Consider the following 24,104-nt stretch of genomic DNA (forward strand, 5'->3'; position numbering starts at 1 on the left):
GCGGTTCCCGGCCTGCCGGCGTCAAGCCGCAGGCCGGGGCGGCGTAGCGCCTGCCGTATCGTGATTTCACGCCGTTAGCCTGCTAAGATAATTCCCTGCAAAATTATTTGAAGGCAATCCTTCCCATGGAGAGGTTCCCCGCGGTACTGCAATGGCTGATCCTGCTGCTGGCGTCGCTGGCGCTGGGCTTCGCCCTGCTGGCGTTCCATATTCCCGCCGCCCTGTTGCTGGGGCCGATGATCGTTGGCGTGACCATGGGGCTGCTGGGCGCGTCGGTACGCATTCCTAAACCGCTGTTTATCGGCGCGCAGGCCGTGCTGGGCTGCATGATCGCCCAAAGTCTGTCCCCTTCCATTCTGACGCCGCTGCTGGCCGACTGGCCGCTGATTTTACTGGTATTGCTGGCGACGCTGCTGGCCAGCGCCATCTCCGGCTGGTGTCTGGTGCGCTTTAGCGATCTGCCCGGCCCGACCGGCGCCTGGGGCGCGTCGCCCGGCGGCGCCTCGGCGATGGTCGCCATGGCCGGCGACTTCGGCGCGGACGTGCGTTTGGTGGCGTTTATGCAGTATCTGCGCGTACTGTTTGTCGCCACGGCGGCGGCGGTAGTGGCGCGTATCGGTCTGGGGGATGAAGCGGGGCAGAGCAGCGCCGCATTGGTCTGGTTCCCGCCGCTGGACTGGCGCTTTCTGGCGACGCTGGCGGTGGCGGCCGCAGGCGCTTGGCTGGGGCCGCGGCTGCGTATTCCTTCGGGAGCGCTGCTGCTGCCGATGATTATCGGTGCCGCGCTGCACTCCAGCGGCGCGATGGCGCTGCAGATCCCGGAATGGCTGCTGGCGCTGGCCTATACGCTGATTGGCTGGAGCGTGGGGTTGCGTTTCACCCGGCCGATCCTGTTGCTGGCGATGCGTACGCTGCCGCAGATGCTGGTGTCCATCGCCGCGCTGATGCTGTTTTGCGGCCTGCTGGCGTGGATGCTGACCTGTTTCCTGCCGGTAGACATGATGACCGCCTACCTGGCCACCAGTCCCGGCGGGCTGGATACGGTGGCGATTATCGCCGCCGGCAGTCGGGTGGATATGTCATTTGTGATGGCGCTGCAGACGCTGCGGCTGTTCACCATCCTGCTGACCGGGCCGGCGATCGCGCGTTTTATTTCCAACCACGCGACGCCGGCCTCCAGCTCATCGTAGCTTGCGCTGGGTGTACAGGGCGTCGAGGGTAAACAGCACCAGTGCGGCCCAGATAAAGCCGAAGGTCACCAGTTTATCCTGACCGACGGTTTCCCCGTAGAAGGTGACCGCCAGCAGGAACATCAGCGTCGGGCCGAGATACTGGAAAAAGCCCAGCGTCGACAGACGCAGACGGGTGGCGGCGGCGGTGAAGAACAGCAACGGCACGGTGGTGACGATGCCGGCGGCGACCAGCAGCAGGTTCAGTGACCAGGGGTTGGCGCCGAGATGGCTGGTGGCGCTGTCGGCGATAAAGAACAGATAAACGGCGGCGACCGGCAGCAGCCACAGCGTCTCAATCAGCATACCGGTTTGCGCGTCGATGGCGATTTTCTTGCGCAGCAGGCCGTAAAACGCAAAGCTGAACGCCAGCCCCAGCCCGATAACCGGCAATGAGCCGAACTGCCACAGCTGCACCAGCACGCCGGTAAACGCCAGGGCGACCGCCACCCACTGCATCCGGCGGAAACGCTCGCCGAGAAATAGCACCCCCAGCAATACGTTCACCAGCGGGTTGATGAAGTAGCCCAGGCTGGCTTCCAGCATATGGTGATTATTCACCGCCCAGATAAACAGCAGCCAGTTGCCGCCGACCAGCAGCGCGGTGAGCGCCAGCAGCAGCAGGCGCTTGCGGTTGGCGCAGGCGGCGCGCACCTTCGGCCAGTTACGCCCCAGCGTCACCAGCGCCAGCATAAAGAAAAACGACCAGATAATCCGGTGGGTAAGGATTTCGTCGGCCGGTACTTGCTGGATAAGTTTGAAATAGGCCGGGGCGATGCCCCAAATAAAATAGGCGGCCAGGGCAAAGAAGATGCCCTGACGCGTTTGCTGTGCGTCCATGACGTGACCTGGAGGTAAGGGTTCGGATACGGTGAGTGTACTGAAGACGCTCACCGGGCACAATCAGCCAACCAGATAGGTGGCGGTGGCGCTAGCGATATGCAGGCCGTCGTTGTTATGCAGCTCGACGCGGGCGACGGCCACCTTGTTGCCGCTGCGCAGCACCGAGGCGGAGGCGATGAAATGTTCGCCGCGGCCGGGGCGCAGATAGTCGACGCGCAGGTCGATGGTGCCCATGCGCGACAGGCGCGCCGCCAGCTCCTCTTCAATCAGCGATTCCTGACGCATCAGCACGCTGCCGACGCATGTCAACCCGGCGGCGACGTCCAGCACCGAGGCGATCACGCCGCCGTGCAGGATCTTCTGCGCGGCGTTGCCTACCAGTTTGTGCTGATTGGTAAAGGTCAGTTCGACGCCGTCGTCGTCAAAATGGCGCAGCTCCAATCCCAGCTCGCGGTTAAACGGCATGTGATAAACAAAGATTTCGCCAATTTTCTGGCGAGCGGCTTCCGTTGTAAGAGGCATGGTCGACATAATGGTGATTCTTCTTATTGATAGATGGGTTTAGGATACTGGTCAGTCCAGGTTAATGACTTGTTGATTTTATGCTTAACCTTTGTTGCTTTCCAGACTATTCCAATAAAAGCGCCCCGGACTGCTGTAAACGCTGCTTTGTGTGTAAAATGGCCTGTTTTTATTTCAGGGTGTGTTTTTATTTGCTGGAGTGATGAGAATTATGCGTATTCTGTCAGGGGCCGTAATGGCAACGCTGCTGGCCCCGGCGCTGGTTCAGGCCGAAGAAGCGAAACAACAAGAAATACATGATAAACCGGCGGTTAACGGCAGCATTATCGCCAATATGCTGCAGTCCCACGATAACCCGTTTACGCTCTACCCGTACGAACCTAACTACATACTGTATAGCTACACCAGCGATCTCAATAAAGAGGCGATCGACAGCTACAGCTGGGCGAACCATGCGCGCAAAGACGAAGTGAAATTCCAGCTCAGCCTGGCGTTTCCGCTGTGGCGCGGCATTGTTGGTGAAAACTCGGTGCTCGGCGCGTCCTATACTCAGCGTTCCTGGTGGCAGCTCTCCAACAGCGGTCAGTCCTCGCCGTTCCGTGAAACCAACTATGAGCCGCAGATTTTCCTCGGTTGGGCAACGGATTACACCTTTGCCGGCTGGACATTGCGCGACATCGAGGTGGGGCTTAACCACCAGTCGAACGGCCGTTCGGAGCCGACCTCGCGCAGCTGGAACCGCGCCTACGCGCGCCTGATGGCGCAGAACGGCAACTGGCAGGTCGATGTCAAACCCTGGCTGCGTTTCTCTGAAAGTGCCAGCAGCGACGACAACCCGGATATCACCAAATATATGGGCTACTACCGCCTGAAAGTCGGTTATACCTGGGGCGAGAGCGTCTTCAGCGTGGACGGCCACTATAACTGGAATACCGGCTTCGGCGGAGCGGAACTGGGCTGGAGCTATCCGATCACCAAGCATGTCCGCTTCTATACCCAGGTATTCAGCGGCTACGGTGAATCGATGATTGATTACAACTTCCGGCAGACACGCGTCGGCGTTGGTGTCATGCTGAACGATATTATGTAATCATATCCCCACGTCCCTGAGGCCGCCGCAAATCTGGCGGCGGCTTCATTTATCGGGGTACTCAGAATTTAACATGGGGAAGTGTGTGTCTACCGCAGCAGTGATAAACAGCGAATTGCTGGCAGAGCAGGTGTTACGCGACACCTTTGGCTATCAACAATTCCGTCCGGGACAACAAACGATTATCGACGCGGCGACCCGCGGCCAAGACTGCCTGGTGGTGATGCCGACCGGCGGCGGCAAATCGTTGTGCTATCAAATCCCGGCGCTGATGCTGGAGGGCCTGACCCTGGTGGTCTCCCCGCTGATCTCCCTGATGAAGGATCAGGTGGATCAACTGCTGGCCAACGGCGTGGCGGCGGCCTGCTATAACTCGACGCAAACGCGCGAACAGCAGTTGGAAGTGATGGCCGGTTGCCGCAGCGGCGCGATTAAAATGCTGTATATCGCCCCTGAACGCCTGATGATGGACAGCTTCCTGTCGCTGCTCGACAGCTGCCCGCCGGCGATGCTGGCGGTGGATGAGGCGCACTGTATTTCCCAGTGGGGCCACGATTTCCGGCCGGAGTACCGCGCGCTTGGCCAGCTGAAGCAGCGCTTCCCGGCGATGCCGGTGGTCGCACTGACGGCGACCGCTGACGAGACCACGCGCAATGACATTTCGCGCCTGTTGGCGCTGCAGGATCCGCTGATTCAGGTCAGCAGCTTCGACCGGCCGAACATCCGTTATACGCTGGTGGAGAAGTTTAAACCGCTCGATCAGCTGTGGCGCTTTGTGCAGGACCAGCGCGGTAAAAGCGGCATTATCTACTGCAACAGCCGCGCCAAGGTGGAAGACACCGCCGCCCGTCTGCAGAGCCGCGGCCTGAGCGTGGGGGCATACCACGCCGGCCTCGACAACGCGCGGCGTGCGCAGGTGCAGGAAGCCTTCCAGCGCGACGATCTGCAGGTGGTGGTGGCCACGGTGGCGTTCGGCATGGGGATCAACAAGCCCAACGTGCGTTTCGTGGTGCACTTCGATATTCCGCGCAACATTGAGTCCTACTATCAGGAAACCGGCCGCGCCGGCCGTGACGGCCTGCCGGCGGAGGCGATTTTGCTGTATGACCCGGCCGATATGGCCTGGCTGCGCCGCTGTCTGGAGGAAAAACCCGCCGGGCAGCAGCTGGATATCGAGCGTCATAAGCTCAACGCCATGGGCGCCTTTGCCGAAGCGCAAACCTGCCGGCGTCTGGTGCTGCTCAACTACTTTGGCGAAGGCAAACAACAGGCCTGCGGCAACTGCGATATCTGCCTCGACCCGCCGAAGCGCTATGACGGGCTGGAGGACGCGCGCAAGGCGCTGTCGGCGATTGGCCGCGTCGGTCAGCGTTTCGGCATCGGCTACGTGGTGGAAGTGCTGCGCGGCTCCAATAATCAGCGCATCCGCGAGTTCGGCCACGACAAACTGCCGGTGTACGGCATCGGTCGCGATCACACCACCGAACATTGGATCAGCGTGCTGCGCCAGCTGATCCATCTGGGTTTTATTACCCAGAACGTCGCCATGCACTCGGCGCTGCAGCTGACCGAAGCCGCACGTCCGGTACTGCGCGGCGAAGTGGAGCTGCAGCTGGCGGTGCCGCGTATTCAGAGCCTGAAGGCGCGCGGCGGCGCGGCGCAGAAATCCTACGGCGGCAACTACGACCGCAAACTGTTCGCCAAGCTGCGCAAGCTGCGTAAATCGATCGCCGATGAAGAAAATATTCCGCCGTACGTGGTGTTTAACGACTCGACGCTGCTGGAAATGGCGGAACAGATGCCGATCCGGGCCAGCGAACTGCTGAGCGTCAACGGCGTCGGCCAGCGTAAACTTGAACGTTTCGGCGCGCCGTTTATGGCGATGATCCGCGACCATATGGATAACGATGAGGATTAATCATGCTGATGCTGTTTCTGACCGTCGCGCTGGTGCACCTGATCGCCCTGATGAGTCCGGGGCCTGATTTCTTCTTTGTGTCACAGACCGCCGCCAGCCGATCGCGCCGCGAGGCGATGATGGGCGTGCTGGGCATCGCCCTGGGGATCGTGGTGTGGGCCGGCGTGGCGCTGATGGGGCTGCACTTGATTCTGGCGAAGATGGCCTGGCTGCATCAGATCATTATGGTCGGCGGCGGCATCTATCTGTGCTGGATGGGCTGGCAACTGCTGCGTTCGGCGCGCGCCAGGCGCGGGCAGCCGGCGGCGCAGCCTGATGAGGCGCAGGTGGCGCTGGCCAAGCCGGGCCGCAGCTTTATCCGCGGTTTTCTCACCAATCTGTCCAACCCGAAAGCGGTGATCTACTTCGGCAGCGTGTTTTCGCTGTTTGTCGGCGACAGCGTCGGCGCCGGCGCGCGCTGGGGGCTGTTTCTGCTGATCGTGGCGGAAACTTTTGCCTGGTTCAGCCTGGTGGCGATGATTTTTGCCCTGCCGGCGATGCGCCGCGGCTACCAGCGGCTGGCGAAATGGATCGACGGCCTGGCGGGCGTCCTGTTCACCGGTTTCGGTTTACACCTGATTTTTACCCGCTAAGCGGTCGGCGACAGCGGAAGGAAAGCATGTCATGACGGCGTTTATACTCAGCCCCGATGAGTGGCTCACGCGTGAAACCCAGTTTGCGGCCTTTGCCACCGGGCCACTGCTGGATTTCTGGCGTCAGCGTCAGGAAGGCGAGTTCAGCGGCGTTGACGATGTGCCGATCCGCTACGTGCGCTTTAGCGCGCCGCAGCACCAGCGGGTGGTGGTGATAAGCCCCGGCCGCATCGAAAGCTATGTGAAATATCCGGAAGTCGCCTACGATCTGTTTCAGCGCGGCTACGACGTGATGATTATCGACCACCGCGGGCAGGGGCGATCCGGGCGCCTGCTGGCGGACAGTCATCGCGGTCACGTGGTGAACTTTGCCGATTACGTCGAAGACTTTACGCGTTTTTATCAGCAGGCGGTGCTGCCGCTGGGATATCGCCAGCATTTTGCCCTGGCGCACTCGATGGGCGGCGCGATTCTGGCGCAGTTCCTCGCCCGGCAGCCGCAGGCGTTTGCCGCCGCCGCGCTGTGCGCGCCGATGTTTGGCATCTTTTTACCGATGCCTGACTGGATGGCACACCGTATCCTGAACTGGGCGGAAAAGCGGCCGAATGTGCGCGATTACTACGCGGTGGGCACCGGACAATGGCGGCCGTTGCCGTATGTGGTCAACGTACTGACCCACAGCCGTGAACGCTACCGGCGCTCGGTGCGTTATTATGCCGACTACCCGGAGCTGCAGGTGGGCGGGCCGACCTACCACTGGGTGCGGGAAAGTATTCAGGCCGGGCAACAGGCGATTGCCGAGGCGAAAGACATCACCACGCCAATCTTGTTATTGCAGGCCGGTGAGGAACGGGTGGTTGATAACCGTTCGCACCAGGCTTTTTGTCAGGCACTGTCAGACGCGGGACACCCTTGTGAAGGGGGCGAACCGCGGGTTATCCAGGGCGCGCGCCATGAGATCCTGTTTGAGCGGGACGCTATGCGCGCCGAAGCGTTGAACGCAATCCTGCGTTTTTATGCCCAACACGCTTTCAGCGGCGCTGATGCCGCCGACAACTCCATTAGAGGTTGAACGTATTTATGTATCATGTTGTTGCTTCCGACCTGGATGGCACCCTGCTGTCCCCTGACCATACTTTGTCGCCTTATGCCAAGGAGACGCTGAAGCTGCTGACGCAGCGCGGCGTGCACTTTGTGTTTGCCACCGGACGTCACCATATCGACGTGGGGCAAATCCGCGATAATCTCGGCATCAGCGCGTTTATGATCACCTCCAACGGCGCGCGGGTGCACAACACCGCCGGCGAACTGATCTTCAGCCATAACCTGGACGGCGATATTGCCCGCGATCTGTACGGCATCGTCCATAACAGCCCGGATATCACCACCAACGTCTACCGCGACGATGACTGGTTTATCAACCGCGAAAGCCCGGAGCAGAAGGAGTTTTTCCGCGAGTCGGTGTTTAAATATCAGCTGTTTGAGCCGGGTCTGCTGGAAACCGACGGCGTCTGTAAGGTGTACTTCACCTGCGACGACCACGAACAGCTGCTGCCGTTGGAAGAGGCGATTAACGCGCGCTGGGGCGACCGGGTGAACGTCAGCTTCTCGTTCCCGACCTGTCTGGAAGTGATGGCCGGCGGCGTGTCGAAGGGGCATGCGCTGGAAGAGGTGGCGAAAATCATCGGCTATTCGCTGAAGGAGTGCATCGCGTTCGGCGACGGCATGAACGATCTGGAAATGCTGGCGATGGCGGGCAAAGGCTGCATTATGCGTGACGCGCATCAGCGCCTGAAGGACAAACTGCCGGAGCTGGAGGTGATTGGCTCCAACGTGGATAACGCGGTGCCGCATTATCTGCGCGAGATGTTCCTCTCCTGAGTGATGCAGGCGGGGATGTCCCCGCCCGCATTGACAACGTCGCTGGCCTGCCGGCCAGCCGCGTGTATTACCGGTGCTGCCCCTGTTTTTGCAGGAACTGCACGCCTTTGTCCGGGAAGTCGGTGAATACCCCGTCAACGCCGGCCTGGTTATAAATCACGTCGTACAGCTGATTGACGTCGGTGACGTACTTCGGCAGCGCGTCGGCGCGGATGGTAAACGGATGCACCGCCAGCTTGTTGGCGTGAGCTTCTTTCACCATATCGGTCAGTACGATGTGGCCTGGTTTGGACTTCTCGGCGGCCACTAGCATATGGTAATCAGGCCCGATGCCGTCGGCATACTGGGCGATCTGCTTCATCGCACCCGGCTTGAACATCCAGTCGTAGTCGTAATTGACCCACTTACCGTCGGCGTTCTGCTCGTAGGTTTCATTCCAGTCGTTATAGGCGATCAGCTGCACCAGCTTCAGGTCCATGCCCAGCTTCGGCTCCAGCTGGGTTTTGATGCGTTTCAGCTCGTTGGCGTCGAAGCACTGCAGGTACACATTGTCATTTTTACCGGTATAGCCGTACTGCTTCAGCACCGCCAGCACCTTGCTGGAAATGTCTTTCCCTTCCTGCTGGTGGAACCACGGCGCCTTGATTTCCGGATAGATGCCGATGTTCTTGCCGGTTGAGTGGTTCAGGCCCTGCACGAACTCAATCTCTTCCTGGAAGGTGTGGACGCGGAAATCGGATTTACCCATCGGGAAGCGGCCCGGGTAGCTCTGCACCTGCTTGCCGTCTTTGATATCAAAGCCTTCGGTGAACTTCAGCGATTTGATCTCGGCCAGGGTAAAGTCGATGGCGTAGTAGCGGCCGTCTTTGCGTGCGCGATCCGGGAAGCGTTTGGCGACGTCGGTGACGCGGTCCAGGTAGTGATCGTGCAGCACCACCAGTTCGTCGTCCTTGGTCATCACCAGATCCTGCTCGAGGAAATCCGCGCCCTGCGCGTAGGCCATGGCCTTGGCCGGCAGCGTGTGTTCCGGCAGGTAGCCGCTGGCGCCGCGGTGGGCGATCACCACCTTGTCGGCGGCGAAGGCGGCGCTGCTGAGGGTAGTCGCCAGAATAATCCCTGACAGCAGGGCTTTAACGTGAGTCCGCATAGTCTTCTCCTTAAGTGGCAGGGCAGCCGCAGGCGGCATCGTTGCCAGTGGGTGGGGAATAAAAAGGCCGCGGTGCGGCCTTTGGGCATATACCCGTCATACGCCAAGTGACCGGTGTGTTGGCGGCGCTCAGTCACCCGAATCGCTTACCTGGGTAAGCGATTCGGGATACCTTCTCTTGCCGCCTTCCTGTCACCCGGGTTATTTCGGGTATAGTGCGTAGTTTTCGTGACGATTAGCCGCGTTTCGCCGCAATGTCTGCGTGATGTTTCTTCTCGTTCAGCATGGTCAGCAGCAGCAGGATAACTGCGGCGATGCTGCCGCCGATCATCACCATAAAGCCGCCGTCCCAGCCGAAGAAGTCCACGGTGTAGCCGACGATGGCGCTGGCGGCGACCGAGCCGCCCAGATAACCGAACAAACCGGTGAAGCCAGCGGCGGTGCCTGCGGCTTTCTTCGGCGCCAGTTCCAGCGCGTGCAGGCCGATCAGCATCACCGGGCCGTAAATCAGGAAGCCGATGACCAGCATACAGAGCATATCGATCGTCGGGTTGCCCGCCGGGTTCATCCAGAAGACGATGGTGGCGATGGTGACCAGCGTCATAAAGAAGACGCCGGTGGCGCCGCGGTTGCCTTTAAACACTTTATCCGACATCCAGCCGCACAGCAGGGTGCCCGGGATACCGGCATATTCGTACAGGAAGTAGGCCCAGGAGGACTTATCCAGCGCGAAGTGCTTCACTTCTTTCAGGTAGGTCGGCGACCAGTCCAGAATGCCGTAGCGCAGCAGGTAAACGAACACGTTGGCGACCGCGATATACCACAGCAGCTTGTTCGGCAGGATGTACTGCATGAAGATCTGCTTGGCGGTCAGTTCTTCTTCCGCTTTTTCGCTGTAATCGTCCGGGTAGTCGTTTTTGTACTCTTCCACCGGCGGCAGGCCGCAGGACTGAGGCGTATCGCGCATCAGGCCGAAGGCGATCAGAGCCACCAGAATGGCGCCGAAGGCCGGCATGTACAGCGCGGCGTGCCAGTCGTTGAACCAGGCCATGCCGAGCAGGAACAGCAGCGGCGGCAGGCCGCCGCCGACGTTATGCGCGCAGTTCCAGATGGAGACGATCTGGCCGCGTTCTTTCTGCGACCACCAGTGCACCATGGTGCGGCCGCACGGCGGCCAGCCCATGCCCTGGAACCAGCCGCACAGGAACAGCAGCACGAACATCACGGCGATGCTGGAGGTGGCCCACGGAACAAAGCCCATAAACAGCATGACGCAGGCGGCCAGAATCAGACCGGCGGGCAGGAAGACGCGCGGGTTAGAGCGGTCGGACACCGAGCCCATGATAAATTTGGAGAAACCATAAGCGATGGAGATCCCTGACAGGGCGAAGCCCAGATCGCCGCGGCTGAAGCCTTCTTCGATCAGATAAGGCATTGCCAGGGTGAAGTTTTTACGTACCAGATAGTACGCGGCGTAGCCGAAGAAAATTCCCATAAAAATTTGCCAGCGCAGTCGGCGATAGAGCGGATCTACCTTGTCGACCGGCACACGAGAAATGTGTGCGGCTGGCTTAAAAATACTCAACATGAGCGCCTCCGATGGCTTTATCAGTATGACACGCTCAGAGCAGGCGTTCTGAGTCGTGTTTGAGCGGATATCTAGAGTGTTGCTTTTTGTTCTATAACGAGCGCCATGCTAGACAAAACCCCTGGTTGGCTCTGTGATGGATGGCGCATTTGTTACACTTTTATAAAACAACGGCGAATTTTGAGCGATTCGTTAACGTTATGAAATAGACAAAGCCAAAAAAGTCGTGATGACGATCACATAAGTGGATTTTTATAGACATTTCTCTTTCGTTTTATGTTCGTTATTGTTCCTTATCAAACAAATTCCACACTAACTATGGATCAATAGCCCCATAATCAGCGTCATTGGGGGTGGAAATGAGCCACGCTTCACCGGTAACTGAAACGGATGTCATCATTATAGGCGGCGGCGCGACCGGCGCCGGCATTGCCCGCGACTGCGCGCGCCGCGGCTTACGCTGCCTGCTGCTGGAGCGTCACGATATCGCCACCGGCGCCACCGGGCGCAACCACGGCCTGCTGCACAGCGGCGCGCGTTATGCGGTGACCGACGGCGAATCCGCCCGCGAGTGCATTGAAGAAAACCGCATTCTGAAACGTATTGCGCATCACTGCATCGAGCGCACCGATGGCCTGTTCATCACGCTGCCGCAGGATTCGCTGGCGTATCAGCAACAGTTTATCCAGGCCTGTCAGCAGGCCGGCATTGACGCACAGGCGATTGATCCGCAGCAGGCGCTGCGCCTGGAGCCGGCGGCCAACCCGGCGCTGATCGGCGCCGTGCGGGTGCCGGACGGCACGGTCGACCCTTTCCGGCTGACCGCTGCCAATATGCTGGACGCGCGCGAACAGGGCGCGCAGATCCTGACCTACCATCAGGTGGTGGGGCTGTTGCGCGTGGGCGATCGCGTGCGCGGCGTGCGCGTTTACGACCATCAGCAGCGGCGTCAGTATGAAATTCATGCCGAGGTGGTGGTCAACGCCGCCGGCATCTGGGGCCAGCAAATTGCCGAATACGCCGATCTGCGCGTGCGCATGTTCCCGGCGAAGGGGGCGCTGCTGATCCTCGGCCATCGCATTAACAACATGGTGATCAACCGCTGCCGTAAACCGGCGGACGCCGACATTCTGGTGCCGGGCGACACCATCTCGCTGATCGGCACCACTTCGACGCACATTGATTACGATCAGATCGACAACATGCTGGTGACGCCGCAGGAAGTGGATACGCTGATGCGTGAAGGGGCGCTGCTGGCGCCCGCGATGGCGCAGACCCGTATTCTGCGCGCCTATGCCGGCGTGCGGCCGCTGGTGGCCAGCGATGACGATCCGTCCGGGCGTAACGTCAGCCGCGGCATTGTGCTGCTCGACCATGCGCAGCGCGACGGCCTGGAAGGCTTTATCACCATCACCGGCGGCAAGCTGATGACCTACCGGCTGATGGCGGAGTGGGCCACCGACCTGGTGTGCGAAAAACTCGCCGTCAACGCCCGCTGCACCACCGCGGAACAGGCGCTGCCCGGCTCGCGTCAGTCGGCGGAAGAAACCGTGCGCCGCGTGGTGTCGCTGCCGGCCAGCATTCGCGGTTCGGCGGTGTATCGCCACGGCGACCGCGCCGGATTGGTGCCGGCCGAGAATCGCCTCGATACCAGCCTGGTGTGCGAATGCGAAGCGGTGACCGCCGGCGAAGTGCGCTACGCGGTAGAGTCGCTGACGGTCAATAATCTGGTGGATTTACGCCGCCGCACCCGCGTGGGAATGGGCACCTGTCAGGGCGAGCTGTGCGCCTGTCGCGCCGCCGGCCTGCTTTCCCGTTTTAACGTCAGCACGCCGCAGCAGTCCATCACCCAGCTCTCCCATTTTCTGAACGAACGTTGGAAAGGCGTGCGGCCGATCGCCTGGGGCGATGCGCTGCGCGAAAGCGAGTTCACCAGTTGGGTCTATCAGGGACTGTGCGGGCTGGATGCGTGCGGCGACGGCAAACAGGAGGCGGATGATGCAATTTGATGTCGTGGTGATCGGCGGCGGACTGGCGGGCTTGAGCTGCGCGTTGCGTCTGAGCGAGCAGGGCCGGCGCTGCGCGGTGGTGAGCAACGGGCAGAGCGCGCTCTATTTTGCCTCCGGTTCGCTGGATCTGCTGGCGCAGTTGCCGGACGGCACGCCGGTGGCGGCGCCGCTCGACGCGCTGCCTGCGTTGGCGCAGCAGGCGCCGCAGCACCCTTACAGCCTGATAGGCGCGTCGCAGGTGGCCGCGCTGGCGAACGAGGCGCAGCAGCTGCTGCAGCGCTGCGGCCTGGCGATGCAGGGCGACAGCCGGATGAACCATCTGCGCGTTACGCCGCTGGGCACGCGGCGGGCGACCTGGCTCAGTCCGCAGGCGGTGCCGACCACGCCGCTGGACGCGCCGCTGCCGTGGCGCAGCATCGCGCTGCTGGGCATCGAAGGCTTTCTGGATTTCCAGCCGCAGTTGGCGGCCAGCTCGCTGCAGCGCCAGCAGGGCGTTGACGTTCGTGTCGGCTATCTGCATCTGCCAGCGCTCGACCGTCTGCGCAATAACCCCAGCGAATTCCGCGCGGTCAATATCGCCCGGGTGCTGGATATGCCGGAACAACATGCCGCGCTGGCGGAGGAAATCCGGCGGCTGGCGGACGAGGCGGAGGCCGTATTCCTGCCGGTCTGCCTGGGACTGGAGGATGACCGTGCGCTGCAGGCGCTGCAACAGCGGCTGGGCAAGCCGGTAATGCTGTTGCCGACTCTGCCGCCTTCGGTGTTGGGTATGCGCCTGCACCAGGCGCTGCGTCAGCGTCTGGTGCAGCTGGGCGGCGTGCTGATGCCCGGCGATCGCGCGCTGCGCGCCGAGTTTGACGGCGGGCGGGTGACGGCGCTGTATACCCGTAACCACGGCGATATTCCGCTGCGGGCGCCGCAGCTGGTGTTGGCCGGCGGCAGTTTCTTCAGTAACGGCCTGAGTTCGGATATCAACGGCATCCGCGAGCCGGTCTTCGGGCTGGATGTTTACGACCGCGCCGAGCGCGCCGACTGGTGTCAGCGCGACCTGTTCGCGCCGCAACCCTATCTGCAGTTCGGCGTGCGCACCGACGCGCAACTGCGAGCCGTCAGGCAGGGGCAGGCGCTGGATAACCTGTACGCCATCGGCGCGGTGACCGGCGGCTACGATCCGCTGCAGCAGGGATGCGGTGCCGGCGTGTCGCTGTTGGGGGCGCTGCATGTCGCCCGACATATTGTTGAACAGGGAGGGGACGCATGAGCCTGACGAGCGATAACAGCTTTGAAAGCTGCATCAAATGCACCGTCTGCACCACCTATTGCCCGGTGGCCAAGGTGAATCCGCTCTATCCGGGGCCGAAGCAGGCGGGACCGGACGGCGAGCGTCTGCGGCTGAAAGATCCGGCGCTGTATGACGAAGCGCTGAAGTACTGCACCAACTGCAAACGCTGCGAAGTGGCCTGTCCGTCGGAGGTCAAAATCGGCGATATTATTCAGCGGGCGCGTGCCGATCTGAGCCAGAGCAAACCGAGCCTGCGCGACGCCATCCTCAGCCATACCGACATCATGGGTTCGCTGTCGACGCCGTTCGCGCCGATCGTCAATGCCGCCACCGGTCTGAAACCGGTGCGCAAACTGCTGGATAAGGCGCTGAAAATTGACCATCGCCGCACGCTGCCGAAGTACTCGTTCGGCACCTTCCGCCGCTGGTATCGTCAGCAGGCGCAGCAGCAGCGGAGCTATGCCGAGCAGGTGGCGTTTTTCCACGGCTGCTTTGTTAACTACAACCATCCGCAGCTGGGCAAGGATCTGATCCGCGTGTTTAACGCCATGGGGATCGGCGTTCAGCTGCTGCAGCGGGAAAAGTGCTGCGGCGTGCCGCTGATCGCCAACGGTTTTATCGAACAGGCGAAAAAACAGGCGACGGTGAACGCCGAATCCCTGCGCCAGACGGTGCTGGAGCAGGGCATGCCGGTGGTGGCGACCTCGTCGAGCTGCACCTTTACCCTGCGCAATGAGTATCCGCACCTGTTAGGCGTGGACACCACGGCGGTGCGTGACCGCGTGGAGCTGGCGACGCGTTACCTCTATCGTTTGCTGAGCGAAGGGCGGACGCTGCCGCTGCGCCATACGCCGCTGCGCGTGGCCTACCATACGCCGTGCCATATGGAGAAAATGGGCTGGACGGCCTACACCCTGGAACTGCTGCGGCAGATCCCCGGGCTGGAGCTGGTGGTGCTGGATTCGCAGTGCTGCGGCATTGCCGGCACGTACGGTTTTAAATCGGAGAATTACGCCACCTCGCAGGGTATCGGCGCATCGCTGTTTCAGCAGATTGAGCGGAGCGGCGTCGATTTGGTGATTACCGATTGTGAAACCTGCAAATGGCAGATTGAAATGTCGACCAGCAAGCGCTGCGAACATCCGATCACGCTGCTGGCGCAGGCGCTGGCCTAACGCGGGGGAGAACGGGGCCGGCTGCGCCGGCCCGCGGAGGATTACTGCTTGAGCTTCAGCGTGTTGATAATCGCGGAGGCGTCGGTCTGCGCCTGCTGCTGATTATCCGCCGGCAGCGTCACCTGAATGGTCAGCAGGTGGTTGTCCAGCGTGCCGATCAGGATAGATGAGTAGGCTTTCTCGCCGCCGCTGCTGAGGATGCTGTCCAGCTGGCGCAGCGGAACGCCGTCGACCTCGATGGCCTTATTGGTCACTACCTGCAGGTTGGCGTCGCGTGCGCGCTGCGTGGTTTCCAGACGCTGCGCCAGCGTTTCCAGGCTCTCGGCGGTCTTATCGCCCAGAATGACGATCACCGCGCGCTGGCCGGTGCTGTCGGCATACACGTGCATATTGTTGGCCTGATTGCCCAGCTTGCCGCTTTGGTCGGACATGCCGGTCGGCAGGGTAAACGCCAGTTTACCGTCCAGCAAACTCACCTGTTGTGCGGCCGCACTGCTGCTGGCGGCGTCGCCGGCCGGCGCCTGCGCGTCTTTGGTGTCGCCGTCGCAGGCTGCCAGGCCAAGTACCAGCAGGCTGATACCCATTAATTTTGCTACTTTACGCATTGGGCTTTCTTCCTTTTCTTCACGGGTTATACCCTGAATCATGCAAATGCAGGGCAGCGCATAACGCTATGGTTCCTGTTACCTGAAGTATGACGGATCGCGTGTCTCTTTGCTCGATCGCAACCTATTGAGCAGCGAAATGCAAGAAGGATGTTGTCATAAAATTTTTTCCAGTAATAGCCGATAATCAGCTACTTCGCCCTTCTTTTCCAGCGCAATAATCTGATAGTGGCGGCTGACCAGCAGCGTCAGCATCGCGCGGAATTGATTGCGCGTTTTCACCGTCAGCCGGGTAAAGCCCTGCATGCGCGCCCAGCGCTCCTGCTCTTCCAGCAGCCGTCCGGCGACGCCGCAGCGGCGGAAGGCGGGCAGCACGCCGCCCAGCCAGCTGTAGAAGGTATCGTCACTGGTTTGATAACCCAGCTTGAAACCGGCCGGCTGACCGTCCAGCTCGGCAATCAGCGCGTAATGCGCGGCGTCGCCGATGCGCAGCTGCAGATCCTGCAGGCTGTGTGCGGCGGCAAACTCGGGGATGTGCTGATAGATCTGCTGGATTTGTGCCAGCGTGGCAGGGCGGGTGGTTAACATCTTGGCGGCCTCCGTCATTGCGCAGACCGCCATCATAGCTTAACTGGTCTGCAGCGCGCCGTTCTGATGACGGCTGGCGAGATATTTCAGCAGCATGTTCAGCAGCACGCCGTACATCGGCAGGAAAAACAGCAGGCAGATCATCACCTTGAAACTGTAATCCACCAGGGCGATTTCCACCCAGTGGGCGGCCATAAACGGATCGCTGCTCTGGTAGAAGGCGATAAAGAAGAACGACAGCGTATCGCTGATATTGCCGAGGAACATCGCGGCGGCGGGCGCGACCCACCAAGCGCTGCGCTGGCGCAGGCGGTTAAACACGTGCACATCGAGGATCTGGCCGAGCACATAGGCCATAAAGCTGGCGACTGCGATGCGTGCAACAAACAGGTTGAACTGACCCAGCGCCGCCAGCCCCTGCCATTCGCCCTGAAACGTCACGGTGGAAATCACGTAAGAGATAAACAACGCCGGCACCATCACCGCCAGAATGATCTTTCTGGCCAGCGGCGCGCCGAAAATGCGCACGGTCAGATCGGTAGCGAGAAAAATAAACGGAAAGGTAAAAGCGCCCCAGGTGGTGTGGAAGCCGAAAATGGTAATCGGCAGCTGCACCAGATAGTTGCTGGAGGTAATGATGAGGATGTGGAACAGCGACAGCCAAAGCAACGCGCCGGTGCGCTGTTGCGGAGTAAAAGCGTACATAAATGACCTTTTTGAATGAATGGGGTGAGGGAACCCATACCGACGATGTTCACCCTGCAGTGTGCGGGGCGATCAATAAATTGTACGGCCGCTTTTTTTGTCAGCCGCGCGGCGCATGATACGCGTTTGCGCAACCAATGCAATCAACGGTGCGGTTAAAATACACGCAAACGTTAACGCATGTTGCACAGAAAAACCACCGGCGTAAACTATGCCGTTATGAGATCCGGCGAGCGTTCGCCGATCGTAGTTGATCGAGATTAATAACATGAGTGACATCTTTTCCCAGGCAGACCAAACGCTCGATGCGCTTGGCCTGCGCTGTCCAGAACCGGTCATGATGGTGCGTAAAACCGTACGCCATATGGACAATGGCCAAACGCTGCTGATCATTGCCGACGATCCGGCCACCACCCGCGATATCCCCGGCTTCTGCCGTTTTATGGAGCATACGCTGGTGGCGCAGGAGACTGAGCAGACCCCTTACCGCTATTTGCTGCGTAAGGGCACCGCTGCTGCCTGAGGCCGGCGTGCCGCCCGTCAGCGCTTTTCCAGTATCTGCCGGGCGTCTTCGGCCCGGGCGTGCAGCGCCAGGGCGCTGAAGTCTTTCGCCGTATAGTAGGGCGACGGCGGCGGCAGATGACGCGGGGAACTGCCCGGCCAGAGTTGTAACTCTCCGATATCATCCAACGGAATGCCGTAGCGCTGCTGCGGCAGCATCAGGCGCTGCGGCGCGGTGCGTTCGAACGGCACCGGCGTCGGCAGACGGTTGTCGCCGGTGTCATAGTTGCGTTTCAACACCAAAAATTTTTCCGGCACCCGCCGGTGGCTGTCCCACCAGTCGCCGTCGATAGCGGCCAGCTGCCGCCGGGTCTGCGTGGCGGATACCGCGCCAAGCTGATTAAGCGCCGCAGGCAGCAGGCTTTCCATCGCCCGGTTATAGCTGCCGACCGAAACCGCGCCGCCCTGTAAAATTGCATCGATCGCCAGCCGCGCGCCCAGCAGGTTGGAATAGAGATCTTCCGGCGAAAAGGCGGAGATCTCCTCGGAAAAACCGGGTACGGACTGGTAACCGTACCACTGGGCGATTTCATGCCAGGCGGCCAGCTGGTACGCCAGTTTCCCTGCCAGATAGGCCGCCAGCGTATAGCGCTGTGCCGCGTCTGTCGGCGGCGTAAAGGCGTTGAGCTGAATCCGCCGCTGCGCCAGCTCCTCCCCCAGGGAGAGCTGCCAGCGTTGGCCGAGCCGTGGCAGGATCTGGCTGAAGAGGTACAGGGTGTTGTCGGCGGTGTCGCGTACGTGGGCGATATCGATAAACCCGCCGCGGCGGGTGTACAGCAGACCGTCCCGCTCGCTGCTCAGCCCCAGCACATTGCTGACGGCGCCGAAGGCGCTGTCGTTATAGCGGTGATGGCCAAGCTGATTGGCGTCCACCACGTTACCCAACTGATAAAAGGGCACCGGAATGCCCAGCGCCTGAACCTTGAGATCGAAGCCGAAGGCGCAGCATGGCCGCAACCCGTCCGGCGCGGACAGCGGGGGCGTTACCGGCCAGGCGATGCGCGTGGCGCGGGTCGGCTGCGCTGTGATAGTGGTTTCCGTCGCCGCGACGGCCTGTGCCGTATTCAGAAACATGATGAATATCAGCGCACTATAACGCATTAAAAAGCTTCTCCTACCTGAAAATAGAACCCGCTGCTCTGACGCCCGACGCCGAAGTCGAGGCGTACGTTCATCCGAGGTTTAAACTCAAAACGGTAGCCGGCACCGACGGTCGGCAGCCAGTCCCGTCCCAGCTCGCCGGCGTCGCGGCTCATGGTGCCGGTGCCGGCCCACAGCACATAGCCGTGCCGCCAGTTGAGCTTGCGGCGGTATTCGATCTGCCCGCTGAAGGCGTTGCGATCGCGGTAGCGTCCCTGATAGTAACCACGCATACGGTTATCGTTGCCCAGCTCCGACAGGCGATCCCATGGCACTTCGCCGCTGGCAAAACGGCCGTAGAGATCGAGTGCCAGTACGCTTTTGGCGCTCAGACTATGGTACAGATTGTACTGCGATTCCAGCGTTTCGAACCGGCTGTCGCTGCCTAGTTCAGGGGCGAAATGGGTGTAGGTCAGGTTGAAGTACTGTCCACGGCTGGCGTTGGCGACAAAGTCCCGCGTATCGTAACTGAAATGCGCGCTGACGCCGGAACTGATCGAAGACGGCCCGGCCGCTTCCGACAGAAACAGGCTGTGGTCGCCGTTGTCCGGATCGTCGGCGTGGGTTGAGGAGAAATCCCAGCCGAGTCCCAGGTAGGTAGCATCGGCAATGCGGTACATCACGACAGGCGCGACTTGCAGCGACTGCTGGGTATATTTCTCCTTGTTGCTATCATGCCGGCCGGCCTGATAGCCGGTGCCCCAGTAATAGGTGGGCATATTTTTCATGCTGCCGGTGGTGAAAAAACGCCACTGGTCGTTGGCAAAGAAGCTGTAGTTTTCAAAGCCCATGCCGAACGCGCCGGTCGAACTGAAAAAGCCCTTGAGCGCCAGCGTAGAGTTTTGGCTGACGCTGTCGCTGCTGTCCGGGCGATACATGCCGACCACGGCGGTGCCAATGCCCAGACCCAGTTCCGGAGTATAGAACGGCCCCGGTAGTACGCCCCAGTCGATGGTCTTACGGTGGTCAAAATGGTTGTCTGCGCCCAGCGGGCGCAGCAGGTCGTCAATCTGCTGCCGGCTGGGCAGCACGGCGCAGGCCGCCGTTTGCACCGTCAACAGCAGAAGGGGAAGCCAGCGTAACATCAGAAGCGGTATTCAGCGGAAACCATCGCACTGTTGCGCTCGCTAAAGCCGATTTCCGTCATCACGTTGAAGTTCCGGGTGATCTCATATTGCGCGCCGACCAGCACGTTCCACGGTGACTGCAGGTGTTGCTTGACCCGGAAGCGCCCTTCACCGCGCTGGTTGGCGATAGCGATCAGCGGCTGCAGAGCGGCCGGCATATTTAGATCCCCCAGGCTGCCTTTAAACTCTTGCTGCACGTCCTGATACATGCTGCCGACCCACAGATTCAGGTGGCTGGTGCCGCTGATGCCCGGCATCTGGAAACGGTAGCCGACGCGCGGCGTCACGGTGAGCGCCGAAATTTGCCCGTCGAGAATGTTGAAGTCGGTACGGGTGTAGTTGGTGTCCAGCGTCGCGAACCAGTTTTCGTAACCGCCGGCCAGCGTAAAGCCGGCGCCGTAGGTAGTGCCTTTAAAATCCAGATTGAAATCCAGATCTTTCAGCTGACCGCTTTTGTTCATTTGGTGCACTGCTGAGGCGATGATCCTGTCCATCAGATTGGTGTACTGGCTGGGATCGGCATCGACGGAGACGATCGAGTGGGAGCTGCCACGGGTATGGCCGACGATGCCGTAGACGTTCAGGAACGGTAACACCCAGGCGTCGAGACGCATCGTTTCGGTTTTACTTTTCTCGCGGCTGTTTTCGGCTTTGATATTAAACAGGTCGCCCGGCATCTGGAAGGTGTCCCAACCCAACCCGGAGAAGGCGATACTGCTGACCTCAATATTCTGCCGCATATTCATATGGTTAATGCCGATACCGAAGGTTTCCGGCAGGTCGTAACCGCGGGCGCGCGCTTCATCGCCCCAGAAAGGCAGCATGTGATGTTGCGACTGTGATTGCAATTGCGGTGTGACCGGCTGGGTTGGCGGTGTGACGTCCTGCTGGCTGGCCGCCGGCAATGCGCCTTGGGAAAAAGCGGGGCGCTGGGCGTTGTCAATCAGCCGTTCGGTGTCTTCAGAAGTGGGTTGTTGCGCAAATGTTACCGCTGAAAACAAAGCAACGGGAACGAAAATAACGTTTTTATAGTTAAAGGGTTTCATCATTCAGGCTCTTTGCATGTGAATACGTTTAAAAAAGCAGAGTATTCTTATGGTAAGAGCGTAAGGATATAATAACTAAGGGCGTGTAGGCGTACATTAAATGCGCCTATTGTGCTCCGCGCGTGGCGCGGAGCACAATAAGATCACTGACGGATTTTTAACAGCCGGATCGCATTCAGCGTCACCAGCGCGGTGGCGCCGGAGTCGGCCAGCACCGCCAGCCACAGCCCGGTGAAGCCCAACAGGCTGGTGACCAGGAAGATTGCCTTCAACCCCAGCGCAATGGTGATGTTTTGCCGGATATTGGCGTGGGTGGCGCGTGAGATGCGCACCATCTCGGCGATGCCCAGCAGGCGGTTGTGCGTCAGCGCCGCATCGGCGGTCTCCAGTGCGACGTCGGTGCCGCTGCCCATGGCAATACCGATGCTGGCGGCTTTCATGGCCGGCGCATCGTTGATGCCGTCGCCGAGCATCGCCGTCGGCCGTTGCCGGCTCAGTTCCGTCACCGCCGTGACCTTATCTTCCGGCAGTAGCCCGGCGCGGTAGTCGATACCCAGCTCACGGGCGATGGCGGCCGCCGCGCGCGGGTTGTCGCCGGTCAGCATGACGCCGCTGATGCCCATTTGGCTGAGCTCGGCGATCGCCTGTCGCGCGTCGCTACGCAGCGTATCGCGCAGGGCCAACAGGCCGACGGGCTGATTATCCTCCAGCGCCACTACCACGGTTTTCCCTTCGCTTTCCAACTGTTCCAGACGCGTTTGCCAGGTAATGTCCAGCAGCCCCGGCGCCAGTTTGGCCGGCGCGCTGATGCGCACCGTTTTGCCGTCAAGCTGCCCCTCGATGCCCACGCCGGCCAGCGCGCGACGGCTGTCGGTCAGCGGCAGCGGTGTGCCATATTGTTCGGCCCGGCGAACGATCGCCTGCGCCAACGGGTGATGTGAACCGGCTTCGACCGCAGCCGCCAGCGTCAGCAGTTGCTGTTCGCTCAGCGCGCCGATCGGCAGCACGTCGGTGACTGTCGGTTTACCTTCGGTCAGGGTGCCGGTTTTATCAAACGCGATGGTTTGCACCTGTCCCAATTGTTCCAGGGCGGCGCCGCCTTTAATCAATGAGCCGCGGCGGGTGGCCGCCGCCAGGCCGGAGGTGATGGCCGCCGGCGTTGAAATCACCAGCGCGCACGGGCAACCGATCAGTAACAGCGTCAGGCCGCGATAAATCCAGGTCTCCCATGGCTGGGAAAACAGCAGCGGCGGCAACAGAATGACGGCCAGCGACAGCAGCATGATTGCCGGCGTGTAGTAGCGGCTGAAGCGGTCAAGGAAGCGCTCAATCGGCGCGCGGCGTTCTTCCGCCTCTTCAATCAGCTGCAGGATGCGGTCGATGGCATTCTTGCCCGGCTCGGAGACCACTTTCATCTGCACCGACTGATCGACCGACAGGCTGCCCGCCACCACTTTTTCTCCCTGCTGGCGTTCCACCGGTACGGACTCGCCGGTCAGTGCACTTTCGTCAAAGCTGGCGAACGGGTCGATCAGCTCGGCATCGGCCGGCAGCCGGGCGCCGGGGGCGATTTCAATCACATCGCCCGGCCGCAGGCTGCTGACCGGTACGCGCCGGCGCTGGCTGCCGCTCAGCAGCACCGCCTCTTCCGGCACCAGCGCCATCAGCGCGGTGACGCCGCGTCGCGCCCGGTTGGCGGCATAGGATTCCAGCAGTTCGCCGACCATAAACAGCAGCAGTACCATGGCGGCTTCGGCGGTAGCGCCGATAAACAGCGCGCCGATGGCGGCGACGCTCATCAGGGTTTCAATGGCGAACGGCGTACCGGAGCGGATTAAACGCAGCGCTTTGCGCGCGATCGGCGCCAGCCCGACCAGCGTGGTGGCGATAAAGGCGATGCTGCCCCATTGCGGGTTGATGCGGTCGAGCGCCCAACTGAGAATCATCAGTGCCGTCAACAGCAACAAAGGATAGTAGGGTGCAAAACGTGATTCGTTGCCCGGCGCCGTCTGCGGCTGGCCGCCGATGCCAAGCAGGGTAAAGCCGGCCTGTGCGACGGCCTCCTGCACGCGTTGGCTGATATCGCTCTGCGCATCCACCACTAATTTCTCGGTGGCAAACAGTACGCGTGCGTTGCTGACACCGGGTACGGCGGTGACGGCATTCTCGATTTTTTTGGCGCAGCTTGGGCAGTCCATGCCGTTGACCTTCCAACTAAAACGCTGGCTGCCGGCTGGGGGAGCGGCGGCTAACCTGTCGCTTTCCTCATCCGGGTCGCCGCTGTCGCAGCAGCTTGCGCCGTGCTGATGCTGGTGGCCGTCGCTGCAGGCGTGGCCTGCGGCGTCAGCCGGTTTTTCACTGCTGCAGCCGTGTTGGGTTTTGGCGTGGCTGTGGTTGCAACCGCAGCCGCCGTCATGGTGGTTGTGTTCGTGGTGCTGATGTTCTTTATGAGTATGCATAACGCCCCCAGGCAGTTAACGATCATTATCGTGGCAAACTTTACACCTTGGAGCCAACTCCAGAGTCAAGGGGAATAAAATAGACGAGTGATTAATTAATCAGGCCGGCTTTGTTTAGCATGCTAATAATATGAAACTCAATCCAGAGGTTTTTATTATTGATTTAGTCATTATTTTGCTTTCTATATTTTATTTTTAGCACGTCAAATATGTTCGTTGTGGATATTTAGTTTGTGTTCAAAATAATATTTGTGATCAATTTATCATTTAATAAAATAAAACTTCAGGCAATATGAAAAGTGCCAGCATGAAACACTCGTTGCCCGACGTGGCGTTCTTATTGGGCTTTGTCTCTTTCTTGTCGTTATTTTTGTGTTTCATATGTGTTTGTTTCATGTTTTTCTAGATAAAAACACTTTCGTAAAGCATTTAAAAAGTTTTTAATTCTGAGATTCATTCAATATCGCTACCTATACTTGGAAACGATTACCATTTGGGATGGTGATCTTATTTACTGATTGTTATGTATTAATTCCTTATCTATTCAAGCCATCACT

Annotated in this window: 21 protein-coding genes; 10 read left to right on the forward strand and 11 right to left on the reverse strand. The window is 60.2% G+C overall.

The genetic code is table 11. The annotated features are described in order from the left end of the window. Positions 1-125 precede the first annotated feature (125 nt). Positions 126-1,190 carry an AbrB family transcriptional regulator gene (locus tag CLM71_RS00885; RefSeq protein WP_105229351.1) on the forward strand — a complete coding sequence of 355 codons (1,065 nt, stop codon included), beginning with the start codon at positions 126-128 and terminating at the stop codon, positions 1,188-1,190. Here the strand turns inward: CLM71_RS00885 and rarD are convergent. Together rarD and CLM71_RS00895 are read right to left on the reverse strand one after the other, a co-directional pair. Then, a complete protein-coding gene (gene rarD / locus CLM71_RS00890; RefSeq protein ID WP_105229352.1) occupies positions 1,182-2,069 on the reverse strand; it encodes an EamA family transporter RarD in 888 nt (295 codons plus the stop codon). The two genes, CLM71_RS00885 and rarD, sit on opposite strands and share 9 nt — an antisense overlap. A 63-nt stretch (positions 2,070-2,132) precedes the next feature. Continuing rightward, a complete protein-coding gene (locus CLM71_RS00895; protein ID WP_105229353.1) occupies positions 2,133-2,603 on the reverse strand; it encodes a thioesterase family protein in 471 nt (156 codons plus the stop codon). Between the two features lie 202 nt (positions 2,604-2,805). On the opposite strand from CLM71_RS00895, the gene pldA reads away from it, so the two are divergent. The 5 genes from pldA to yigL all read left to right on the forward strand — a co-directional run bounded on the left by pldA (position 2,806) and on the right by yigL (position 8,115). Next, positions 2,806-3,684 carry a phospholipase A gene (gene pldA / locus CLM71_RS00900; protein WP_105229354.1) on the forward strand — a complete coding sequence of 293 codons (879 nt, stop codon included), beginning with the start codon at positions 2,806-2,808 and terminating at the stop codon, positions 3,682-3,684. A gap of 85 nt (positions 3,685-3,769) precedes the next feature. Continuing rightward, the gene (gene recQ, locus CLM71_RS00905; RefSeq protein WP_105229355.1) at positions 3,770-5,602 is read left to right on the forward strand and encodes an ATP-dependent DNA helicase RecQ; all 1,833 of its coding nucleotides are present in this window, start codon (positions 3,770-3,772) and stop codon (positions 5,600-5,602) included. A gap of 2 nt (positions 5,603-5,604) precedes the next feature. Further along, positions 5,605-6,234, forward strand: a complete 630-nt coding sequence (gene rhtC, locus CLM71_RS00910) for a threonine export protein RhtC (RefSeq protein ID WP_105229356.1) — start codon at positions 5,605-5,607, stop codon at positions 6,232-6,234. A 31-nt stretch (positions 6,235-6,265) separates the two neighbouring features. Further along, positions 6,266-7,306 carry a lysophospholipase L2 gene (gene pldB / locus CLM71_RS00915; RefSeq protein ID WP_105229357.1) on the forward strand — a complete coding sequence of 347 codons (1,041 nt, stop codon included), beginning with the start codon at positions 6,266-6,268 and terminating at the stop codon, positions 7,304-7,306. Between the two features lie 8 nt (positions 7,307-7,314). Continuing rightward, a complete protein-coding gene (gene yigL / locus CLM71_RS00920; RefSeq protein WP_105233179.1) occupies positions 7,315-8,115 on the forward strand; it encodes a sugar/pyridoxal phosphate phosphatase YigL in 801 nt (266 codons plus the stop codon). Between the two features lie 67 nt (positions 8,116-8,182). On the opposite strand, the gene glpQ is transcribed toward yigL, so the two are convergent. Further along, complete coding sequence (gene glpQ, locus CLM71_RS00925) at positions 8,183-9,262, reverse strand: glycerophosphodiester phosphodiesterase (protein ID WP_105229358.1); 1,080 nt, start codon at positions 9,260-9,262, stop codon at positions 8,183-8,185. A 235-nt stretch (positions 9,263-9,497) separates the two neighbouring features. After that, on the reverse strand, positions 9,498-10,850 hold the full coding sequence (glpT, locus tag CLM71_RS00930; RefSeq protein ID WP_105229359.1) for a glycerol-3-phosphate transporter: 1,353 nt from the start codon (positions 10,848-10,850) through the stop codon (positions 9,498-9,500). Between the two features lie 359 nt (positions 10,851-11,209). Here glpT and glpA point away from each other — a divergent pair, with 359 nt between their 5' ends. Genes glpA through glpC form a run of 3 tightly spaced genes read left to right on the forward strand, consistent with a single transcriptional unit; the run spans position 11,210 to position 15,316 of the window. Then, a complete protein-coding gene (glpA, locus tag CLM71_RS00935) occupies positions 11,210-12,859 on the forward strand; it encodes an anaerobic glycerol-3-phosphate dehydrogenase subunit A (protein ID WP_105229360.1) in 1,650 nt (549 codons plus the stop codon). Continuing rightward, positions 12,849-14,120 carry a glycerol-3-phosphate dehydrogenase subunit GlpB gene (gene glpB, locus CLM71_RS00940; RefSeq protein WP_105229361.1) on the forward strand — a complete coding sequence of 424 codons (1,272 nt, stop codon included), beginning with the start codon at positions 12,849-12,851 and terminating at the stop codon, positions 14,118-14,120. Before glpA ends, glpB begins: the two co-directional genes overlap by 11 nt. Then, entirely contained in the window at positions 14,117-15,316 is a 1,200-nt protein-coding gene (gene glpC, locus CLM71_RS00945) for an anaerobic glycerol-3-phosphate dehydrogenase subunit GlpC (protein ID WP_105229362.1), read from the forward strand. The genes glpB and glpC overlap by 4 nt, the downstream gene beginning before the upstream one ends. A 41-nt stretch (positions 15,317-15,357) precedes the next feature. Here the strand turns inward: glpC and CLM71_RS00950 are convergent, their stop codons facing one another. From CLM71_RS00950 to CLM71_RS00960, 3 genes are all read right to left on the reverse strand, one after another. Beyond that, on the reverse strand, positions 15,358-15,921 hold the full coding sequence (locus tag CLM71_RS00950) for a DcrB family lipoprotein (protein ID WP_105233180.1): 564 nt from the start codon (positions 15,919-15,921) through the stop codon (positions 15,358-15,360). A gap of 156 nt (positions 15,922-16,077) precedes the next feature. Continuing rightward, the gene (locus CLM71_RS00955; RefSeq protein ID WP_105233181.1) at positions 16,078-16,509 is read right to left on the reverse strand and encodes a GNAT family N-acetyltransferase; all 432 of its coding nucleotides are present in this window, start codon (positions 16,507-16,509) and stop codon (positions 16,078-16,080) included. A 39-nt stretch (positions 16,510-16,548) separates the two neighbouring features. Beyond that, positions 16,549-17,214 carry a 7-cyano-7-deazaguanine/7-aminomethyl-7-deazaguanine transporter gene (locus tag CLM71_RS00960; protein ID WP_105229363.1) on the reverse strand — a complete coding sequence of 222 codons (666 nt, stop codon included), beginning with the start codon at positions 17,212-17,214 and terminating at the stop codon, positions 16,549-16,551. A 268-nt stretch (positions 17,215-17,482) separates the two neighbouring features. Between CLM71_RS00960 and tusA the strand changes: the two genes are divergently transcribed. After that, positions 17,483-17,737, forward strand: a complete 255-nt coding sequence (gene tusA / locus CLM71_RS00965) for a sulfurtransferase TusA (RefSeq protein WP_015344163.1) — start codon at positions 17,483-17,485, stop codon at positions 17,735-17,737. Between the two features lie 17 nt (positions 17,738-17,754). On the opposite strand, the gene CLM71_RS00970 is transcribed toward tusA, so the two are convergent. The 4 genes from CLM71_RS00970 to CLM71_RS00985 form a co-directional block, all read right to left on the reverse strand. Continuing rightward, entirely contained in the window at positions 17,755-18,849 is a 1,095-nt protein-coding gene (locus tag CLM71_RS00970; protein WP_234008606.1) for a DUF4056 domain-containing protein, read from the reverse strand. A gap of 26 nt (positions 18,850-18,875) precedes the next feature. Further along, on the reverse strand, positions 18,876-20,000 hold the full coding sequence (locus CLM71_RS00975) for a BamA/TamA family outer membrane protein (RefSeq protein ID WP_105229365.1): 1,125 nt from the start codon (positions 19,998-20,000) through the stop codon (positions 18,876-18,878). Next, entirely contained in the window at positions 20,000-21,088 is a 1,089-nt protein-coding gene (locus tag CLM71_RS00980; RefSeq protein WP_105233182.1) for a hypothetical protein, read from the reverse strand. The genes CLM71_RS00975 and CLM71_RS00980 overlap by 1 nt, the downstream gene beginning before the upstream one ends. Positions 21,089-21,231: 143 nt before the next feature. After that, on the reverse strand, positions 21,232-23,547 hold the full coding sequence (locus CLM71_RS00985; RefSeq protein WP_105229366.1) for a zinc/cadmium/mercury/lead-transporting ATPase: 2,316 nt from the start codon (positions 23,545-23,547) through the stop codon (positions 21,232-21,234). Positions 23,548-24,104 lie beyond the last annotated feature (557 nt).

Origin of the sequence: Serratia sp. MYb239 (assembly GCF_002966855.1) — a bacterium.
Taxonomy (GTDB): Bacteria; Pseudomonadota; Gammaproteobacteria; order Enterobacterales; family Enterobacteriaceae; genus Serratia_B; species Serratia_B rhizosphaerae.

Coding starts and splice junctions, on each gene's coding strand:
- yigL (WP_105233179.1), top strand. CDS start 7,315: ATGTATCATGTTGTTGCTTCCGACCTGGATGGCACCCTGCTGTCCCCT.
- pldB (WP_105229357.1), top strand. CDS start 6,266: ATGACGGCGTTTATACTCAGCCCCGATGAGTGGCTCACGCGTGAAACC.
- CLM71_RS00885 (WP_105229351.1), top strand. CDS start 126: ATGGAGAGGTTCCCCGCGGTACTGCAATGGCTGATCCTGCTGCTGGCG.
- rhtC (WP_105229356.1), top strand. CDS start 5,605: ATGCTGATGCTGTTTCTGACCGTCGCGCTGGTGCACCTGATCGCCCTG.
- glpA (WP_105229360.1), top strand. CDS start 11,210: ATGAGCCACGCTTCACCGGTAACTGAAACGGATGTCATCATTATAGGC.
- pldA (WP_105229354.1), top strand. CDS start 2,806: ATGCGTATTCTGTCAGGGGCCGTAATGGCAACGCTGCTGGCCCCGGCG.
- CLM71_RS00975 (WP_105229365.1), bottom strand. CDS start 20,000: ATGTTACGCTGGCTTCCCCTTCTGCTGTTGACGGTGCAAACGGCGGCC.
- CLM71_RS00980 (WP_105233182.1), bottom strand. CDS start 21,088: ATGAAACCCTTTAACTATAAAAACGTTATTTTCGTTCCCGTTGCTTTG.
- CLM71_RS00970 (WP_234008606.1), bottom strand. CDS start 18,849: ATGTTTCTGAATACGGCACAGGCCGTCGCGGCGACGGAAACCACTATC.
- glpT (WP_105229359.1), bottom strand. CDS start 10,850: ATGTTGAGTATTTTTAAGCCAGCCGCACACATTTCTCGTGTGCCGGTC.
- glpC (WP_105229362.1), top strand. CDS start 14,117: ATGAGCCTGACGAGCGATAACAGCTTTGAAAGCTGCATCAAATGCACC.
- CLM71_RS00950 (WP_105233180.1), bottom strand. CDS start 15,921: ATGCGTAAAGTAGCAAAATTAATGGGTATCAGCCTGCTGGTACTTGGC.
- CLM71_RS00985 (WP_105229366.1), bottom strand. CDS start 23,547: ATGCATACTCATAAAGAACATCAGCACCACGAACACAACCACCATGAC.
- glpB (WP_105229361.1), top strand. CDS start 12,849: ATGCAATTTGATGTCGTGGTGATCGGCGGCGGACTGGCGGGCTTGAGC.
- glpQ (WP_105229358.1), bottom strand. CDS start 9,262: ATGCGGACTCACGTTAAAGCCCTGCTGTCAGGGATTATTCTGGCGACT.
- CLM71_RS00960 (WP_105229363.1), bottom strand. CDS start 17,214: ATGTACGCTTTTACTCCGCAACAGCGCACCGGCGCGTTGCTTTGGCTG.
- tusA (WP_015344163.1), top strand. CDS start 17,483: ATGAGTGACATCTTTTCCCAGGCAGACCAAACGCTCGATGCGCTTGGC.
- CLM71_RS00895 (WP_105229353.1), bottom strand. CDS start 2,603: ATGTCGACCATGCCTCTTACAACGGAAGCCGCTCGCCAGAAAATTGGC.
- rarD (WP_105229352.1), bottom strand. CDS start 2,069: ATGGACGCACAGCAAACGCGTCAGGGCATCTTCTTTGCCCTGGCCGCC.
- CLM71_RS00955 (WP_105233181.1), bottom strand. CDS start 16,509: ATGTTAACCACCCGCCCTGCCACGCTGGCACAAATCCAGCAGATCTAT.